This window comes from Streptomyces diversicolor (assembly GCF_057537855.1).
In genome coordinates, this window is the sequence record NZ_BAAJXA010000001.1 from 399,762 (window position 1) to 414,610 (window position 14,849).

Sequence of the window (14,849 nt, forward strand, 5' to 3'; positions counted from 1 at the left end):
CGGAAAGACCCCCCAGGTTTCCCGGCCTTCGGCCCTGGCATCGCTGCCGGCGGCGCGTTGCCGCACGGCTCCTTGCCGCCCCGCCCCTTCGGGGCGCTGTCGAACCGCAGCGTGCTTCACCGGGCCCGCTTGGTACCGCGCCGGCGTCGGTCGTGCCGTCACCCCCGACGGCCAGGTCGACGCGAGGGCGCGGTGCCCCGGCCCGTTTCGTTGTCCGAGGGCCCGCCGGGCCCCCTCGGGTCGGTCAGGCGTCGGCGCGTAGATCCGCCCAGACCACCGTGCCGTCGGTCCGGGGTGACCGGTCGGCTCCCCAGGCCACGGCGAGCTGGTGGACCAGCAGCAGGCCCCGGCCGCCCTCGTCGCGGGGGCCGGGCCGGCGCCCGGCCGGACGGCGGGCGGTGAGGTCGTCGTCGTGCACCTCGATGCGCAGACACTCGTCGCCGGCCAGCGCTATGCCGCACAGGAATCGGGTGCTGTCCGTGTGGATGACCGCGTTGGTGGTCAGCTCGGACACCAGCAGTACGGCGTCGCAGCACAGGTCGCCCGGCACCCGCCAGGCGCACAGCCGCTCGCGCACGGTGTCGCGCGCGGCCTTCACGCTGGTGACCAGCGCCGGGAGGCCGAACCAGTGCTCACGGTGCGGCGCATGGGCGGTGCCGCGGTGGACGGTGGAGGTCGTGTGGGGGGTCACGGAGATCGCCTTCCAAGGGGGACGGGCGCGGGCGGGGCCTGGTCAGCTACGGGAAACCCCATGGGCGAGGGGCGCGTTCAGGGGGTGACCCGTTGTCTTTCGAACGCCCGAGGCGTCACCTTCCGTCTGATCAACAGAAGTTGACGGCACACCACAGCTGCGGCGAGTTCGCTCACATGCTCAACTATGCTCGGCACTCACTTCATGCTGCAACCGACTCTCTGATAATTTCAGCGAGACGGTATCGGTCTGGCGTTCTCTCCAAGTCACTGTCAGACTCGGATGGGTGACGGTTCTTCAGGAGGTAGGACGTGAGCGAAGGCAGGTCCGGCACCGGAACCAGCGCACCCACGGTCCTGCGCATGATCCTCGGCCGTCGCCTCCAGGACATGCGGCAGCAGGCGGGCGCCTCGCTGGAGGACGCGGCCAAGGCGCTGCGCGTCAAGCCGCTGACGATCAGGCGCCTGGAGAAGGCCGAGGTCGCCCTCAAACCGCTCTACGTCGAGAAGCTGCTGGAGACCTACGGGGCGGGGCGGCAGGAGATAGACGAGTTCGTCGCCATGGCCGAGCGGGCCAACGAGCCCGGCTGGTGGCACGCCTACCGTGATGTGCTGCCCAACTGGTTCACGGCGTACGTGAGTCTGGAGACCGGCGCGAAGACCCTGCGCACCTACGAACCCCACTACGTCACCGGCCTGCTCCAGACGCCCGCCTACGCGCGCGGCGTCCTGCGCGGCGGCATCCCCAACGGCAGCGACGAGGAGCTGGAGCGCCGCGTCGACCTGCGGCTGCGCCGCCAGGGCCTGCTGGAGAAGCCGGACGCGCCCACCCTGTGGGTGGTCATGGAGGAGGCCGTGCTGCACCGGGCGGTCGGCGGCCCCCAGGTGATGCGCGAGCAGATCGACCGGCTCCTGGAGGCGTCCGAACTCGACCACGTCAGCATCGACATCGTGCCCTTCGCCGCCGGCGCCCACGTCGGAGCGTGCGCTCCGTTCACCTACTTCCGGTTCGAGGAACCGGAACTGCCCGACATCGTCTACAGCGAGATCCTGTCCGCCTCGATGTACCTGGACGAACGCGAGGACGTGGTCGCCCACCTGGAGGCGCACACCCGCATGTCACTGCTGACCTCGTCCGAGGACAGCAAGGTGCTCTTGAACCGCATGCGCAAGGAGTACTCATGACCACCACCGACAACACTGTCTACAACGGGATGCCGGCCTTGGAGCTGGGCGAGCAGGGTTGGGAGCACCCGTGGAGCGGGCCCAACGGCGGTCAGTGCGTGGAGACGAAGCAACTCGCGGACGGCCGGGTCGCCGTCCGCCAGTCGACCGACCCGGCCGGACCCGCGCTGATCTACACACCCGAGGAGATCAGCGCCTTCGTCCGCGGGGTCAAACAGGGCATGGCCGACCACCTCACGGTCGGCTGAACCGGCCCGCCGGTACACCGACGCTCACTCCGAAAGGGACAGGATGAACAACAGCCACGCCGGCCGGGACCTGGACACCAGCAGGCCGCACTCGGCCCGGATGTACGACTACTACCTCGGCGGCAAGGACCACTTCGAGGTCGACAAGCGGGCCGCCGAGGCCGTCGCCGACGCCTACCCCGGGATCTTCGTGTGCGCCCGGGAGAACCGAGCCTTCATGCACCGGGCCACCCGGGTGCTGGCCCGGGAGCACGGCATCCGGCAGTGGCTCGACATCGGCACCGGCATCCCCACCGAGCCGAACCTGCACCAGGTCGCCCAGTCCGAGGTCCCCGAGGCCCGGGTGGTCTACGCCGACAACGACCCGCTCGTCCTCAAGTACGCCGAGCGCCTGATGCGCAGCACCCCGCAGGGCCGCACCACCTACATAGAGGCGGACGTCAACGACCCGGAGTCCCTGCTCGCGGCCGTGGAACTGGCCGAGGTGCTGGACTTCGAGCAGCCGGTCGCGCTGTCCCTGAACGCGCTGATGCACTTCATCACCGACGCGCAGGACCCGTACGGCATCGTGAACCGCTTCCTCGACGCACTCCCCGCCGGCAGCGCACTGGCCCTGAGCCACTGCACGCCCGACTTCGACCCCGCCACCTGGGAGAAGGTCACCGCGATCTACACCAACGCCGGGACCCCGGTGCAGTTCCGCGCCCAGAAGGAGGTCGCCCGCTTCTTCGACGGGCTCGACCTGATCGACCCGGGCATCACCGTCGGGCACCGCTGGCGGCCCTCCGACGGGGCCCAGGCGCTCACGGACGCCGAGGTCAGCCTCTGGGCGGGCGTGGGCATCAAGGCGTAGCCACAGGAACGGCCGCGGGGCGTCGCCGGCGGGCCCGGGGACGCCCTCGGCGGGCCGTTGCCGGTGGTCCGCGTTACGGTGCGAGCCAGTGACCACCCACTCATGTGCCGGAGGTTCCCATGGCCACGCGCCTCAACCCCTACCTCAGCTTCAGCGGCGACGCCCGGCAGGCGATGGAGTTCTACCGGGACGTCTTCGGCGGCACCCTGACCGTCAGCACGTACGGCGAATTCGGGGAGCCGGACGCCCCGGGCGCCGACCGCATCATGCACGCCATGCTGGAGACCCCGAGCGGCTTCACCCTGATGGGAGCCGACGCCCCGCCCGGCCTCGACCACACGGTCGGCAACGCCTTCGCGGTGAGCGTGAGCGGTGACGACGACAGCGAGCTGCGGGGCTACTGGGAGAAGCTGTCCGCCGGCGGCACGGTGTCCCTGCCGCTGGAGGAGCAGATGTGGGGCGATGTCTTCGGCATGTGCACGGACCGCTTCGGCGTGCCCTGGATGGTCGACATCGCACAGCCGCGGAGCTGACCCGCCCGGCGCGGATCCGCCGAGCGCGGGGCCGCTCGGCGCGCGCGATCGGCTGGAAGCTGGTGTGCTGGTTCACGGGGCCGTCGCACTCGTTCCCGGAGCGTCACATGAGCAGCTACACCGTCGCGCAGGTGCCCGCCGCGGGCGGACCGTTCGAGATCGTCGAGCGGGACCGGCCGCACCCGGGCCCCGGCCACGTCCGGATCGCCGTGGAAGCCTGCGGCGTCTGCCACAGCGATGCCTTCTTCGTGAACGCCGCCATGCCCGGCGTACGGTTCCCGGTGGTGCCCGGGCACGAGATCGCCGGGCGCGTCGAGGAACTGGGCGAGGGCACGCGCGACAAGGGCTGGCGGGTCGGCGACCGGGTCGCGGTGGGCTGGTTCGGCGGCAGCTGCGGCCACTGCACACCCTGCCGGCGGGGCGACTTCGTCGTCTGCGTGAACCTCAAGGTCCCCGGCTGGGCCTACGACGGCGGCTTCGCCCAGACGGTGGTCGCCCCCGTCGACGCCCTGGCCCGGATCCCGGAGGGCCTGGCCGCGACCGACGCGGGGCCCATGGCCTGCGCGGGCGTGACCACGTTCAACGGGCTGCGGCGCAGCTCCGCCCGGCCAGGCGACCTGGTCGCCGTGCTCGGCATCGGCGGCCTCGGCCACCTCGCGGTCAAGTACGCCGTCGCCATGGGCTTCGAGACCGTGGCCATCGCCCGCGGGCCCGAGAGGGCCGACCTCGCCAAGCAGCTCGGCGCCCACCACTACGTCGACAGCACGTCGGGCACGCCCGTCGCGGACGCGCTGCGCTCGCTCGGCGGGGTCAAGGTGCTGCTCGCCACCGCCGGCGACTCCGCCGCGATCACCCAGACCGTGGACGGGCTCGCGCCCCGCGGCGAACTGGTCGTCATCGGTGCGTCGGACGAACCGCTCGGGATCAGCCCGGTCCAGCTGCTGATGACCGGCAGGGTGGTCCGCGGCCACCCCTCCGGCACCGCGCAGGACGTGGCGGACACCATGGCGTTCAGCGTCCTGCACGGGATCCGGCCGATGACCGAGATCGTGTCGCTCGACCGGGCCGACGAGGCGTACCGGAAGATGCTCTCCGGACGCGCGCGGTTCCGGATGGTGCTCACCCCCGCCTGACGCCCCACCGCGACGCGTCCCCGACGCGCGGGCGGGACCCGGCCAGGGACTGCGGGGCCGGCCGGTCAGCCGTCGTCGCGGCCGTCGTCGCGGACGACGGCGCGGGCATCGCGCCGGGTGACCGGGAACGGATCTTCGCACGCTTCGTCCGCCTCGACGAGTCCCGCAGCGGGGGCGACGGCGGCGCGGGACTCGGCCTCGCCATCGCCCGTGACGCCGTGCACCGCCACGGCGGAACGCTCACCGCCGGCGAGTCCACCACCGGCGGCGCGGCGTTCCACATCCGGCTGCCTCGCCTCGCCGCAGTCCCCACGCGGTCGGTGCCGGACAGGCGGGTGACCGGCGGGTGAGGTCAGGCCGTGAGTGGGGGGTGGCGGGCTCGGGGGCGGCCGGGCGGCACGGCCACCGTCGTCGCGTCCGCCTCCGGTGGCGTGGCGCCTTCGGGGTCGCGCTGCCTTGCCTCGCCCCCCGACGCCGGATCCGGCGGGCAGCCGGCGGGGTGAGGTCAGGACGTGAGCTGGGGGTCGGTCGGGTCGGGGGTGGGCTCGGGGGTGTTTCGCGTGCCCGTGCGGCGCATCTGCCGCCACTCAGGTCGCAGCGCGGTCAGGTTCGAGGCGAGGAAGTACGCGGCCCCACCGGCGAGCAGCACCGGCACGAGCCCCACGGCGGCCACCGCCGCCCCGGCCAGCAGCCCGCCGAGCGGTATGCCCGCCCAGGCCAGCGAGTCGCCGAGCGCGTTGACCCGGCCCAGCATGCGGCGCGGTACCCGCTCGAAGAGCACGGCACTGAGCATGGGGTTGATGAACCCCGCCCCGAACCCGCCCACGGCGAACACGGCCACGACCACGCCGAGCGGCGCCCCCGAGGCGAGCACCAGGAACCTCGGCGCCCCGGCCAGCAGGAACCCGACGACGAACACCGCCCGGCGCGGCAGCCGGTGCGCGGCGATCGCCGCGATCAGGCTGCCCGCCACCGCCGTGGCCCCCATCGCGCTGCCCAGCAGACCGATCGCGGCGGCCCCGCCGCCCGACTCCTTGGCCCAGACGGGCAGCAGTACCGTGCCGAGCGCGGCGTCCAGCAGGTTCGTGACACCCAGCATGAGGATGACGGTGAACAGCAGCGGCTCGCCGCGCAGAAAGGCGAGCCCCTCGCCGAACCGGTGCCAGTAGCCCGCTCCCGTCTCCCCGTCCCCCGGCAGCGCCTCCTCGGCCGCCCGCCCCGTGCCGCGCGGCAGGACCAGCCTGATGAGCAGCGAACCCAGCGCGAAACAGGCCGCGTTGACGGCGAGCCCGGTCAGCGGGCCCACCAGGGCCACCAGGGCGCCACCGGCCGCAGGTCCGACGGTGGCGGCCAGCCGCTCGGTCACCCCGGCGAGCCCGGTGGCCCGCTCCAGCGGCATGCCGCCGCGCTCGGCCGCCTCCGGGACCATGACCTCCTTCGCCAGGTCACCGGGCCCGCGGGCCGCGCCGATCACCGCGACCAGGGCCAGCAGCAGCGGAAAGGACAGCAGGTCGAGGCCGTACAGCAGGGGGACCGCCGCGCAGGCGGTGGCGCTGGCCAGATCCGTGGTCCAGGACACGGCCCGCGGGCCCAACCGGTCGACCAGCGGCCCGGTCAACGCCTTGACCAGCACGTACGGGGTCATCTCGACGAAGGCGACCAGTCCGGTCCGGGTGGCGCTGCCGGTCGTGACGAGCACGAACCAGGGCAGCGCGACGGCGGACACCCGGGTCCCGGTCAGCGACACGGCCATGGCGGCCAGCACCCCGCCCAGCGCCCGTGCCGACCGCTTCGCCGACCCGTCGCCGGCCTTCGGCACGCGGTCCGTCACGGTGTGTCCACCTCGGGCAGGAAATGGGCGATGACGGAGAACCGCTCCGCCCCCGCGGGGGCCTGCGCCTTCGCCTGCCGCGTGTCCCGGCGGTAGCGGGCGATCACCGCCCATAGCTCCTCGCGCAGGGCGACGGCCTCGTCGGGCGTCAGCCGCAGCGCCTCGTCGCTCAGGCTGAACGCGTCACGCCAGGGGCGGGGCATCGTCTCCAGCTCGTTCAGCGCCTGCTGGGTGCGCAGCGCGTACGTCGCGGCGACCGACTGGAGATAGGCCAGGGTGGCCGCCGGCTCCCGCTCGGCGAGTTCGGGGTCGTTCAGCTCGGTCACCCGGTGCACCGAACGCCACCAGCGTTCGCGGGCGTTGCCCCGCTCCGTGTCCTCCTCGACGAATCCGGCGGCGCCGAGCTGGCGCAGATGGTAGCTGGCCGTCCCGGAGTTCACGCCCAGGCGTTCCGCGAGGCGGGTGGCCGTGGACGGGCCGTACATCCGCAGCAGTCCGAGCAGCCGTACGCGCACCGGGTGGGCCAGGGCGCGCAGCCCCTTGGCGTCCAGGACGACCGAGTCCGCCGCGCCGGACGGGGCGTCCGGCTTCTCCTCCGTGTTCGTCATGCAGGGCACCCTAGACCGCAAACAGTTCTTCGCAAAGACCTCTTCGCAAAGATTTCTTCGCGAAGAACTGTTTGCGGTTTTCCGGGCCCCTCCGCGTCCGCGCCTGCGGGCCCACCCGCGTCCCTGTCTCTGGGACCACCCGCGTCCGAGGTGCCCCAGGTCCCGCTGCCGGTGTCACCACCCCGTCAGCAGAAGGTGGTTGACGAGCAGGGCGAGCACCGCCTGGGCGGCCAGCCAGCAGCGCGGCCGGCCGAGGAACGCGCAGGACGCCAGGAGCCACATCGCGAAGGGCAGCCAGATGCGTTCCGTCTCGGCCTTGCTCATGCCGGAGACGTCGGCGACCAGCAGCGCGAGCAGGGCCGCGGCGACCAGCAGCGCGAGCCGGGCGGCGGCAGGGCCACGGTCGCTGTCCGGGTCGCCGCCGCCGTCTGGGCCACGGCCGCCGCCTGGGGCACCGTTGCCGTCCGGCCGGGACAGGGCCGCGCCGGGCCGCCGGGCGAGCGTCCCGCAGGACCGCGCGAGGCCCGCCGCCGTCGCGAGCCCCGTACAGACCACCGTGCAGGCAAGATCGGCCCACACCCAGTAGCCGTACGGACGGACCCCGCCCACGCCCTGGTAGTAGCGGGTGACCAGCAGCCGGTATCCCTGCCACCAGTCGAACCCGGCGAGCGTGAACGCCGCCGGAACCACCGCAAGCCCGGCCACCAGCGCCGCGAGCAGGGCGGGCCGCTCGCGGACCCGGTGCCGGCCGAGCAGCAGCACCGCCGCCGCGATCACCGCGAACAGGGTGAGCCCGTACGAGAGGTAGCAGGTCAGCCCGAACAGCAGACCGGAGCCGGCCGCCGGCCAGGGCGAGCCGCCGGTGACGGCCAGGGCGAGCAGCGCCACGGCCCACGCGGCGACGGCGGCGAAGTACGCGTCGGCCGAGGTGCCGAGCCACACCGCGGCCGGCGCCAGCACCAGGAACGACGCCGCCCGGCGTGCCAGCCGCTCGTCGGCCAGCGCCCGCACCGCGACCAGCACCGCCACGCACGCCGTCGCGCCCACCGTGATGCACCACGCGCCCGCCCAGCCGCCGCCGCGCAGCCCGATCCGGTCGAGCAGCACGAAGGTGAGCGTGGCACCCGGGGGATGCCCGGCGACGTGGGCGGGCCACGGGGCCGGGGAACCGGCCACGATGTGGTGGGTGAAGTCCCGCAGGGCGTCCGGGATGTCGGTGAAGCGGCCGATGACCCGCAGATACTCCTCGCGGGTGGTGAGCCGGCCGGCGACGCCCCGCCGCCAGCCGTCGACCAGCGCGAGCGACCAGATCCAGGCCATGGCCGCGGCCCAGGCCGTGACGAGCAGCGCCCGCCACGGCAGCCGGGCCGCCAGCGCGGGCCCGTACCCCACGGTGGCCGCCGCCAGGCAGACGGCCGGGAGGGTGCCGGGACCCATGTGCGGCTCCCACACCGCGAACAGCGGCGGCCAGTTGACGAACAGGGTGTGCCGGGTGTCCTGGATGTGCCGGCCGACCAGCACGGCCACGAGGACGAGCAGGGCGGCGGCCACGGGGGCGCACAGGGCACGGAGCGGGAGGCGGGGCGAGCGGGTCACAGCGGAACGCTAGGCGCGCGGGCGGCCCGGCCGCTGGCGCACACGACGGACGTCAGCGTTTCGTCATGGGTCGCGTACCGGTTCCCGGGGCGGTCGCGGCCTACGGTCGGGGCATGCGCGATCAACGGCTCCCCACCGCGCCGGGCTTTTGGCGCAGCCCCGTGCGCGGCACCTGGTTCACCGCGGTGCTCGGCCTCGTCCTGCTCGCCGGCATCACCGTGCTGTTCGTGACCGGCCTGCTCTCGTACGCCTCCTACAACCCGGACCTGTCGCCGGTCAACGACCAGACACCCGACAAGGGACTCCTCGGTTTCTACCTCTTCGCCTGGCCGACACGTCCGGCCTGGCTGTACCGGTTCACCCAGGGCGTCCACGTCACGCTGGGCATCACCCTGGTCCCGGTGCTGCTGGCCAAGCTGTGGTCGGTCGCGCCGAAGCTCTTCACCCTGCCGCCGGCCCGCTCGCTCGCCCACGCCCTGGAGCGGATCTCACTGCTGCTCCTGGTCGGCGGCGCGCTGTTCGAGTTCGTCACCGGCGTGCTCAACATCCAACTCGACTACGTCTTCCCGGGCTCCTTCTACCCGCTGCACTTCTACGGCGCCTGGGTGTTCTTCGCCGCGTTCGTCGCGCACGTCGTCCTGAAGCTGCCGGCCGCGCTGCGCGGTGTGCGGGGCCTGCGGCAGGAGCGGAGCGAACTGACCGCACCGCGGCCCGACCCGCCCACCGTGTCACGGCGCGGCGCCATGGGGCTGGTCGGCGGCGGCTCGCTGCTGCTGTTCGGTACGACCGTGGGGCACAGCTTCGACGGAGTGGCCCGGCAGACCGCCCTGCTCGCCCCGCACGGCGGATCCGAACCGGGCAGCGGCCCGAACGGCTTCCAGATCAACAAGACGGCCGCGTACGCCCGGATCGACCCGGCGCAGACCGCCGCGGACACCTGGCGGCTGGTGCTGGCAGGACCGAGCGGGACCCTCCGGCTGAGCCGGTCCGACCTGGAACGCATGCCGCTGCACAGCTCGGCGCTGCCGATCGCCTGCGTGGAGGGCTGGTCGACCTCCGACCAGTGGTGGCGCGGGGTGCGGCTGCGCGACCTGGCCGCGCTGGTCGGCCACGACCGTCCGACGGACGTGTACGTCGAGTCGCTGCAGCGGCACGGCGCCTTCCGCAGCGCCGCCCTGCGCGCCAACCAGGTCGGCGACGAGCGCTCCCTGCTCGCCCTGTACGTCAACGGCGAGGACCTGGACCCCGACCACGGCTACCCGGCCCGGGTCATCGTGCCCGCGGCACCCGGTGTGAACAACACCAAGTGGGTGGCCCGGATGACCTTCGGAGAGCTGCGATGAGGCGACGGAGCCCGGCCGGCGACCGGTCGCGGACGGCGCGGTGGCGGTTCGCCGGGCGCCGGGTCCCCGTCGGCAATCCGCTGCACATCCTCCTGCTGGCCTGCTCGTTCGCGCTGGCCGGCTATGCGGCCGTACGGCTGCTTGCCGGTGACTGGTTCGGTGTGGCCCTGTGGTTCGTGGGGGCGGCGCTGCTGCACGACCTGGTGCTGCTGCCGCTGTACTCGACGGCCGACCGCGCCCTGGTGCGGGGCTGTGCGGCGGTCGGCCGCCGCGAGCGTGCGCGGTATCTGCGGGTTCCCGCCGCCCTGTCCCTGCTGCTGTTCCTGATCTGGTCCCCGCTGATCACCGGGGCGGTGGACCAGTCCTACCGGCTGGCCGCCGGGCAGTCCACGGACGGCTACCTGGCCCGCTGGCTGCTGATCACGGCCCTGCTGTTCGCCGGTTCGGCGGTGGTGCTCGTGGTGCGGCTGCGCAGGGCGGCGAAGCACCGCCCGCCCGCCGCCCACTGACCGACGGCACGCCAGCCCGTACGCCGCGCGCACCGCAGCAGGGCCGGCGTGCCGAGCCGCGCCCAGGGGAAGGGGCTGCCCGCCGGGCCGCCGGTGCGGACGACCTGGACCCGGACGCGTTCGTCGACGTCCAGCGGCGCGGTCTCGACGACCAGCAGCCCGGCCGGGGCCGCAAGGCGGGCCAGCCGCCGCAGCAGCGCGGCCGGGTCGCCGCCGATGCCGATATTGCCGTCCATGAGCAGCAGCGTGCCCCAGCGGCCCTCGCCGGGGAGCCGTTCGAAGACCGAACGGCACAGCGCCTGGCCGCCTCTGTGCACGGTGTGGCGGACGGCGGTCTCGCTGACGTCTATGCCCAGGGCGGGGCGGCCTTGCGCGGCGAGCGCGGCCACCAGCCGGCCGGGCCCGCACCCCACGTCGAGCACGGTGCCCTCGCAGCGCTCCAGCACCTGAAGGTCGACCGCGTCGGCCGCGGCACACCAGCGTTCCACGTCCAGCGGCAGCAGCCAGCCGTCGCCGCGGCGCAGGAAGAGCGGGCCGCGACCGGCGCGCAGCGCGTCCGCGTAGGGGTCGTCGGCACCCCACGGCACGGAGACGGCCCGTGCCGGGGCGCCGGGCGCGCCGCTCACCGGCCGGTGCCCGTGCCGAGCCGGGCGAGCCGCGCGGCGAACCGCCCGCGCGGGGCCGCCGCGGCGACCGCGCGGGCGTCGGCGGCGGTGTCCACATCACGCAGCCGGGGCAGATCGCGCACCCGCAGACCGGCCGCGACGAGCCGGGCCCGCTGGACCGCGCCCGTTCTCGCCGTGGACATGGGTACGCCCCTGAGCAGTTCGGGGGCGGGCACCGCGAGGCCCAGCGCCCAGAAGCCGCCGTCCTCGGCCGGTCCGAAGTACGCGTCGCATCCCGCGAAGTCCACGGTGAGCAGCGCCGGGGTCACCTGCGGCGTGTCCATGCCGATCAGCAGAGCCGGTCCCGTACAGCCGGCGAAGGCGTCCGCCAGCCGCTCGTCCAGACCGCCCGCGGCCTGCGGTACGACGTCGAAGCCGGGCGGCAGCCAGGGGCCGGGCGAGCCGTCCAGCACGAGGACGCGCCGGGCGGCCGGCGCGTCCGCCACGGCCGCCAGCGTGTCGGCGAGCGCCGCCTCGGCCAGCTCCGCCGCCTGCCGCGGCGTGAACGGGGGAGTGAGCCGGGTCTTCACCCGCCCCGCCCGCGGTTCCTTGGCAATGACGACCAACGTGATCACCGCTCCGCACCCCCTCGGCCCCCCGCCGCACCATCTCCCGCACCGGCCACGCCCCTTCCTTCGACGGGCGCGGCACTTTCCTCGGCGGGCGGGTCGTCTTCCGCGGCGGGTGCGGCACTTTCCTTGGCGGGTGGGTCGTCTTCTGCGGTGGGCGTGCCGCTTTCCCCGGCGGGTGCGTCACCTCCATGGGACGGTGCGTCACTTGCTTTGGCGGGCGGGCCCTCTTCCGTGGTGGGCGTGCCGTCTTCCGTGGTGGGTGCGGCACTTTCCTCAGCGGGTGGGTCGTCTTCTACGGTGGGCGTGCCGCTTTCCCCGGCGGGTGCGTCACGTCCATCGGACGGTGTGTCACTTCCCTTGGCGGGTGGGCTCTCTTCCGTGGTGGGCGCGTCGTATTCCTCGGGCGGCGTACCGTCTTTCGCGGCGGAGGCCGTGAGTACCTGCCTCATGTCCTGGACTGTCTGCCAGGTGCCGCGCCAGGTGCCGGTCACCTTTGAGGTGCCGGTGCGCGGTAGGTAGGGGACGTCGTGCTCGGTGATACGCCAGCCCGCGTCGGCCGCCCGGACCACCATCTCCAGCGGATAGCCGCTGCGCCGGTCGGTGAGGCCGAGGGCGAGCAGCGGCTCGCGCCGGGCGGCGCGCAGCGGGCCGAGGTCGTGCAGGCGCAGCCCGGTGCGGCGGCGCAGCAGCCGGGCGAGGACGAGGTTGCCCGCGCGGGCGTGGGCCGGCCAGGCGCCCCGGCCGTGCGCGCGCCGCCGGCCGAGCACCAGATCGGCCGTGCCCGCGCGGACCTCGCGGACGAACGGCACCAGCAGCGCGGGATCCAGCGAGCCGTCGCAGTCGCAGAAGCAGACGATGTCGGCGGTGGCGGCGGCCAGTCCGGCGTGGCAGGCGGCGCCGAAACCGCGCCGCGGCTCATGGATGACGGTCGCGCCGAGGCCGCGGGCCACCTCGGCGGAGCCGTCGGTCGAGCCGTTGTCGACGACGAGGGCGCGCCAGCCGGGCGGGACCCGGCCGATCACCCAGGGCAGGGCCGCGGCCTCGTCCAGACAGGGCAGGACCACATCGACCGCCGGGGTCGTGGAAGAGAGCGTCACGGCCTTCACCCTACGATCACAAAAAGGGCATACCGGGCTTCCGCTCCTTACGAAACACGGACGTCGCGCCCGGCGCCCGGACCGGGAGGCGACGGCGCGCGGACCCGGTGCGAGGCTGGACGCATGCAACAGCCCCACCGGCCCGAGGACGCCGCCCCCGCCGCCCCGCCCCGCCCCGGCGGCGCCCGGGTCCTGGTCGTCGAGGACGACCCCACCGTCGCCGAGGTCGTCTGCGGCTATCTGGACCGCGCCGGGTACGCCGTGGACCGCGCCGAGGACGGCCCGGCGGCGCTGACCCGGGCCGCCGCGCACTGGCCCGATCTGGTCGTCCTCGACCTGATGCTGCCCGGCATGGACGGCCTTGAGGTCTGCCGCCGGCTGCGCGGCCGGGCGGCCGTGCCGGTCATCATGCTCACCGCACGCGGCGACGAGGACGACCGCGTCCTCGGCCTGGAGGTCGGCGCCGACGACTACGTCACCAAACCCTTCAGCCCCCGCGAACTCGTCCTGCGCGTCGAGTCGGTGCTGCGCCGCACCCGGCCACGCGCCGACCTGGGGCCGCTGGCCGCGGCGGGCCTCACCGTCGACAGGGCCGCGCGGCGCGCGGCCAAGGGTGGCGTCGAACTCGCCCTGACCCTGCGCGAGTTCGATCTGCTGGCCTTCTTCCTGCGCCATCCGGGACAGGCGTTCAGCCGGGCGGACCTGATGCGCGAGGTGTGGGGCTGGGACTTCGGCGACCTGTCCACCGTCACCGTGCACGTGCGCCGCCTGCGCGGCAAGGTCGAGGACGACCCGGCCCGGCCGCGGCTGATCCGGACCGTGTGGGGCGTGGGCTACCGGTTCGACCCCGAAGGGCAGGCCGAGCGGCCGTGACCGACATGCTGCTCATCGCCCTGTACGCGTTTCTCGGCGCCGCCGCCACGGGGCTCGCCGGGGCGGCCGTGCTGCGGCTCATCCGGCGTCGCTCGCTGACCGCGTCGCTCGCCGTGGTCGTCGCCGTCGCCGTGGCCGCGATGCTCGCGGGCACGCTCACCGTCGCCTGGGCGATGTTCCTGTCGCCGCACGACCTGAGCGTGGTGACCACGGTCGTCGCGATGGCCGCCGTGGTCTCCCTGGCCACCGCGCTGCTGCTGGGCCGCTGGGTCGTCGAGCGCAGCCGGGCCCTGGCCCGCGCCGCCCGCTCCTTCGGCGACGGCGGCGACTTCGCCGCACCGGCTGGCCCGGCCACCGCCGAACTCGACCAGCTCAGCCGCGAGTTGGCCGCGACCAGCGCCCGGCTCGCCCGGTCCCGTGAGCGGGAGCGCGCCCTGGAGTCGTCCCGGCGTGAACTGGTCGCCTGGATCTCGCACGACCTGCGCACCCCGCTGGCCGGGCTGCGCGCCATGGCGGAGGCCCTGGAGGACGGGGTGGCCGCCGACCCGGACCGCTATCTCCGGCAGATCCGCACCGAGGTCGAACGCCTCAACGACATGGTGGGCGACCTGTTCGAACTCTCCCGGATCCACGCCGGCGCGCTCGCCCTGGCCACGTCCCGGATGTCCCTGTACGACCTGGTCGGCGACGCCCTCGCGGGCGCGGACCCGCTGGCCCGCGAGCACGGGGTACGACTCGTCGGCGACCGCGTGGAGCCGGTGCCGGTCGAGGTGGACGGCAAGGAGATGAGCCGGGTGCTCGGCAACCTCCTCGTCAACGCGATCCGCCGCACCCCCGCCGACGGCACGGTCGCGGTGGCCGCCGAACGCTCGCCCGACGGCGTGGTGCTGTCCGTGACCGACGGGTGCGGCGGCATCCCCGAGGAGGACCTGGCGCGCGTCTTCGACACCGGCTGGCGCGGCACGCACGCCCGGACCCCGCCCGCGGGCGCGGGCCTCGGTCTCGCCATCGTCCGCGGCATCGTGGAGGCCCACCGGGGGCGGGCGAGCGTACGCAACATCCCCGGCGGCTGCCGCTTCGAGGTGACGCTGCCCGCGGCGGAGGGCTGACCCC

15 protein-coding genes and 2 pseudogenes are annotated in these 14,849 nt (G+C 74.2%); 10 read left to right on the forward strand and 7 right to left on the reverse strand.

The genetic code is table 11. The features are described 5' to 3' along the window. Positions 1 to 244: 244 nt before the first annotated feature. Entirely contained in the window at positions 245 to 691 is a 447-nt protein-coding gene (locus AC27LF_RS01640) for an ATP-binding protein (RefSeq protein ID WP_479660225.1), read from the reverse strand. A gap of 311 nt (positions 692 to 1,002) precedes the next feature. On the opposite strand from AC27LF_RS01640, the gene AC27LF_RS01645 reads away from it, so the two are divergent. The 6 genes and pseudogenes from AC27LF_RS01645 to AC27LF_RS01670 all read left to right on the forward strand — a co-directional run. Further along, positions 1,003 to 1,875 (forward strand): helix-turn-helix domain-containing protein, encoded by an 873-nt coding sequence (locus tag AC27LF_RS01645; RefSeq protein WP_479660226.1) that lies wholly within the window; start codon positions 1,003 to 1,005, stop codon positions 1,873 to 1,875. Next, on the forward strand, positions 1,872 to 2,123 hold the full coding sequence (locus tag AC27LF_RS01650) for a DUF397 domain-containing protein (protein WP_479660227.1): 252 nt from the start codon (positions 1,872 to 1,874) through the stop codon (positions 2,121 to 2,123). Before AC27LF_RS01645 ends, AC27LF_RS01650 begins: the two co-directional genes overlap by 4 nt. A 43-nt stretch (positions 2,124 to 2,166) precedes the next feature. Then, on the forward strand, positions 2,167 to 2,976 hold the full coding sequence (locus tag AC27LF_RS01655) for an SAM-dependent methyltransferase (protein ID WP_479660228.1): 810 nt from the start codon (positions 2,167 to 2,169) through the stop codon (positions 2,974 to 2,976). Positions 2,977 to 3,095: 119 nt separating this feature from the next. Next, positions 3,096 to 3,509, forward strand: coding sequence for a VOC family protein (locus tag AC27LF_RS01660; protein WP_479660229.1), 414 nt, complete (start codon positions 3,096 to 3,098; stop codon positions 3,507 to 3,509). A gap of 107 nt (positions 3,510 to 3,616) precedes the next feature. Next, positions 3,617 to 4,642 carry an alcohol dehydrogenase gene (locus AC27LF_RS01665; RefSeq protein WP_479660230.1) on the forward strand — a complete coding sequence of 342 codons (1,026 nt, stop codon included), beginning with the start codon at positions 3,617 to 3,619 and terminating at the stop codon, positions 4,640 to 4,642. A gap of 125 nt (positions 4,643 to 4,767) precedes the next feature. Then, positions 4,768 to 4,992 (forward strand): annotated as a pseudogene (locus AC27LF_RS01670) (ATP-binding protein); the annotation flags it as partial. A 155-nt stretch (positions 4,993 to 5,147) separates the two neighbouring features. Here AC27LF_RS01670 and AC27LF_RS01675 read toward each other — a convergent pair. From AC27LF_RS01675 to AC27LF_RS01685, 3 genes are all read right to left on the reverse strand, one after another. Then, entirely contained in the window at positions 5,148 to 6,473 is a 1,326-nt protein-coding gene (locus AC27LF_RS01675) for an MFS transporter (protein ID WP_479660231.1), read from the reverse strand. After that, positions 6,470 to 7,081 carry an ArsR/SmtB family transcription factor gene (locus AC27LF_RS01680; protein WP_479660232.1) on the reverse strand — a complete coding sequence of 204 codons (612 nt, stop codon included), beginning with the start codon at positions 7,079 to 7,081 and terminating at the stop codon, positions 6,470 to 6,472. The genes AC27LF_RS01675 and AC27LF_RS01680 overlap by 4 nt, the downstream gene beginning before the upstream one ends. A gap of 174 nt (positions 7,082 to 7,255) precedes the next feature. Continuing rightward, the gene (locus tag AC27LF_RS01685; protein WP_479660233.1) at positions 7,256 to 8,677 is read right to left on the reverse strand and encodes a hypothetical protein; all 1,422 of its coding nucleotides are present in this window, start codon (positions 8,675 to 8,677) and stop codon (positions 7,256 to 7,258) included. Positions 8,678 to 8,790: 113 nt separating this feature from the next. On the opposite strand from AC27LF_RS01685, the gene AC27LF_RS01690 reads away from it, so the two are divergent. Both AC27LF_RS01690 and AC27LF_RS01695 read left to right on the forward strand, forming a co-directional pair. Next, entirely contained in the window at positions 8,791 to 10,020 is a 1,230-nt protein-coding gene (locus tag AC27LF_RS01690) for a molybdopterin-dependent oxidoreductase (RefSeq protein WP_479660234.1), read from the forward strand. After that, entirely contained in the window at positions 9,984 to 10,529 is a 546-nt protein-coding gene (locus AC27LF_RS01695) for a hypothetical protein (RefSeq protein ID WP_479660235.1), read from the forward strand. The genes AC27LF_RS01690 and AC27LF_RS01695 overlap by 37 nt, the downstream gene beginning before the upstream one ends. Here the strand turns inward: AC27LF_RS01695 and AC27LF_RS01700 are convergent. The 3 genes and pseudogenes from AC27LF_RS01700 to AC27LF_RS01710 all read right to left on the reverse strand — a co-directional run. Beyond that, positions 10,418 to 11,155 carry a class I SAM-dependent methyltransferase gene (locus tag AC27LF_RS01700; RefSeq protein WP_479660236.1) on the reverse strand — a complete coding sequence of 246 codons (738 nt, stop codon included), beginning with the start codon at positions 11,153 to 11,155 and terminating at the stop codon, positions 10,418 to 10,420. The genes AC27LF_RS01695 and AC27LF_RS01700 overlap by 112 nt on opposite strands. After that, entirely contained in the window at positions 11,152 to 11,769 is a 618-nt protein-coding gene (locus AC27LF_RS01705; RefSeq protein ID WP_479660237.1) for a TIGR04282 family arsenosugar biosynthesis glycosyltransferase, read from the reverse strand. Before AC27LF_RS01705 ends, AC27LF_RS01700 begins: the two co-directional genes overlap by 4 nt. Before the next feature lie 407 nt (positions 11,770 to 12,176). After that, positions 12,177 to 12,872, reverse strand: a pseudogene (locus AC27LF_RS01710) (glycosyltransferase family 2 protein); the annotation flags it as partial. 114 nt (positions 12,873 to 12,986) lie between these two features. On the opposite strand from AC27LF_RS01710, the gene AC27LF_RS01715 reads away from it, so the two are divergent. After that, a complete protein-coding gene (locus AC27LF_RS01715; protein ID WP_479660238.1) occupies positions 12,987 to 13,736 on the forward strand; it encodes a response regulator transcription factor in 750 nt (249 codons plus the stop codon). Further along, on the forward strand, positions 13,733 to 14,845 hold the full coding sequence (locus tag AC27LF_RS01720) for a sensor histidine kinase (protein ID WP_479660239.1): 1,113 nt from the start codon (positions 13,733 to 13,735) through the stop codon (positions 14,843 to 14,845). The genes AC27LF_RS01715 and AC27LF_RS01720 overlap by 4 nt, the downstream gene beginning before the upstream one ends. Positions 14,846 to 14,849: the final 4 nt, after the last annotated feature.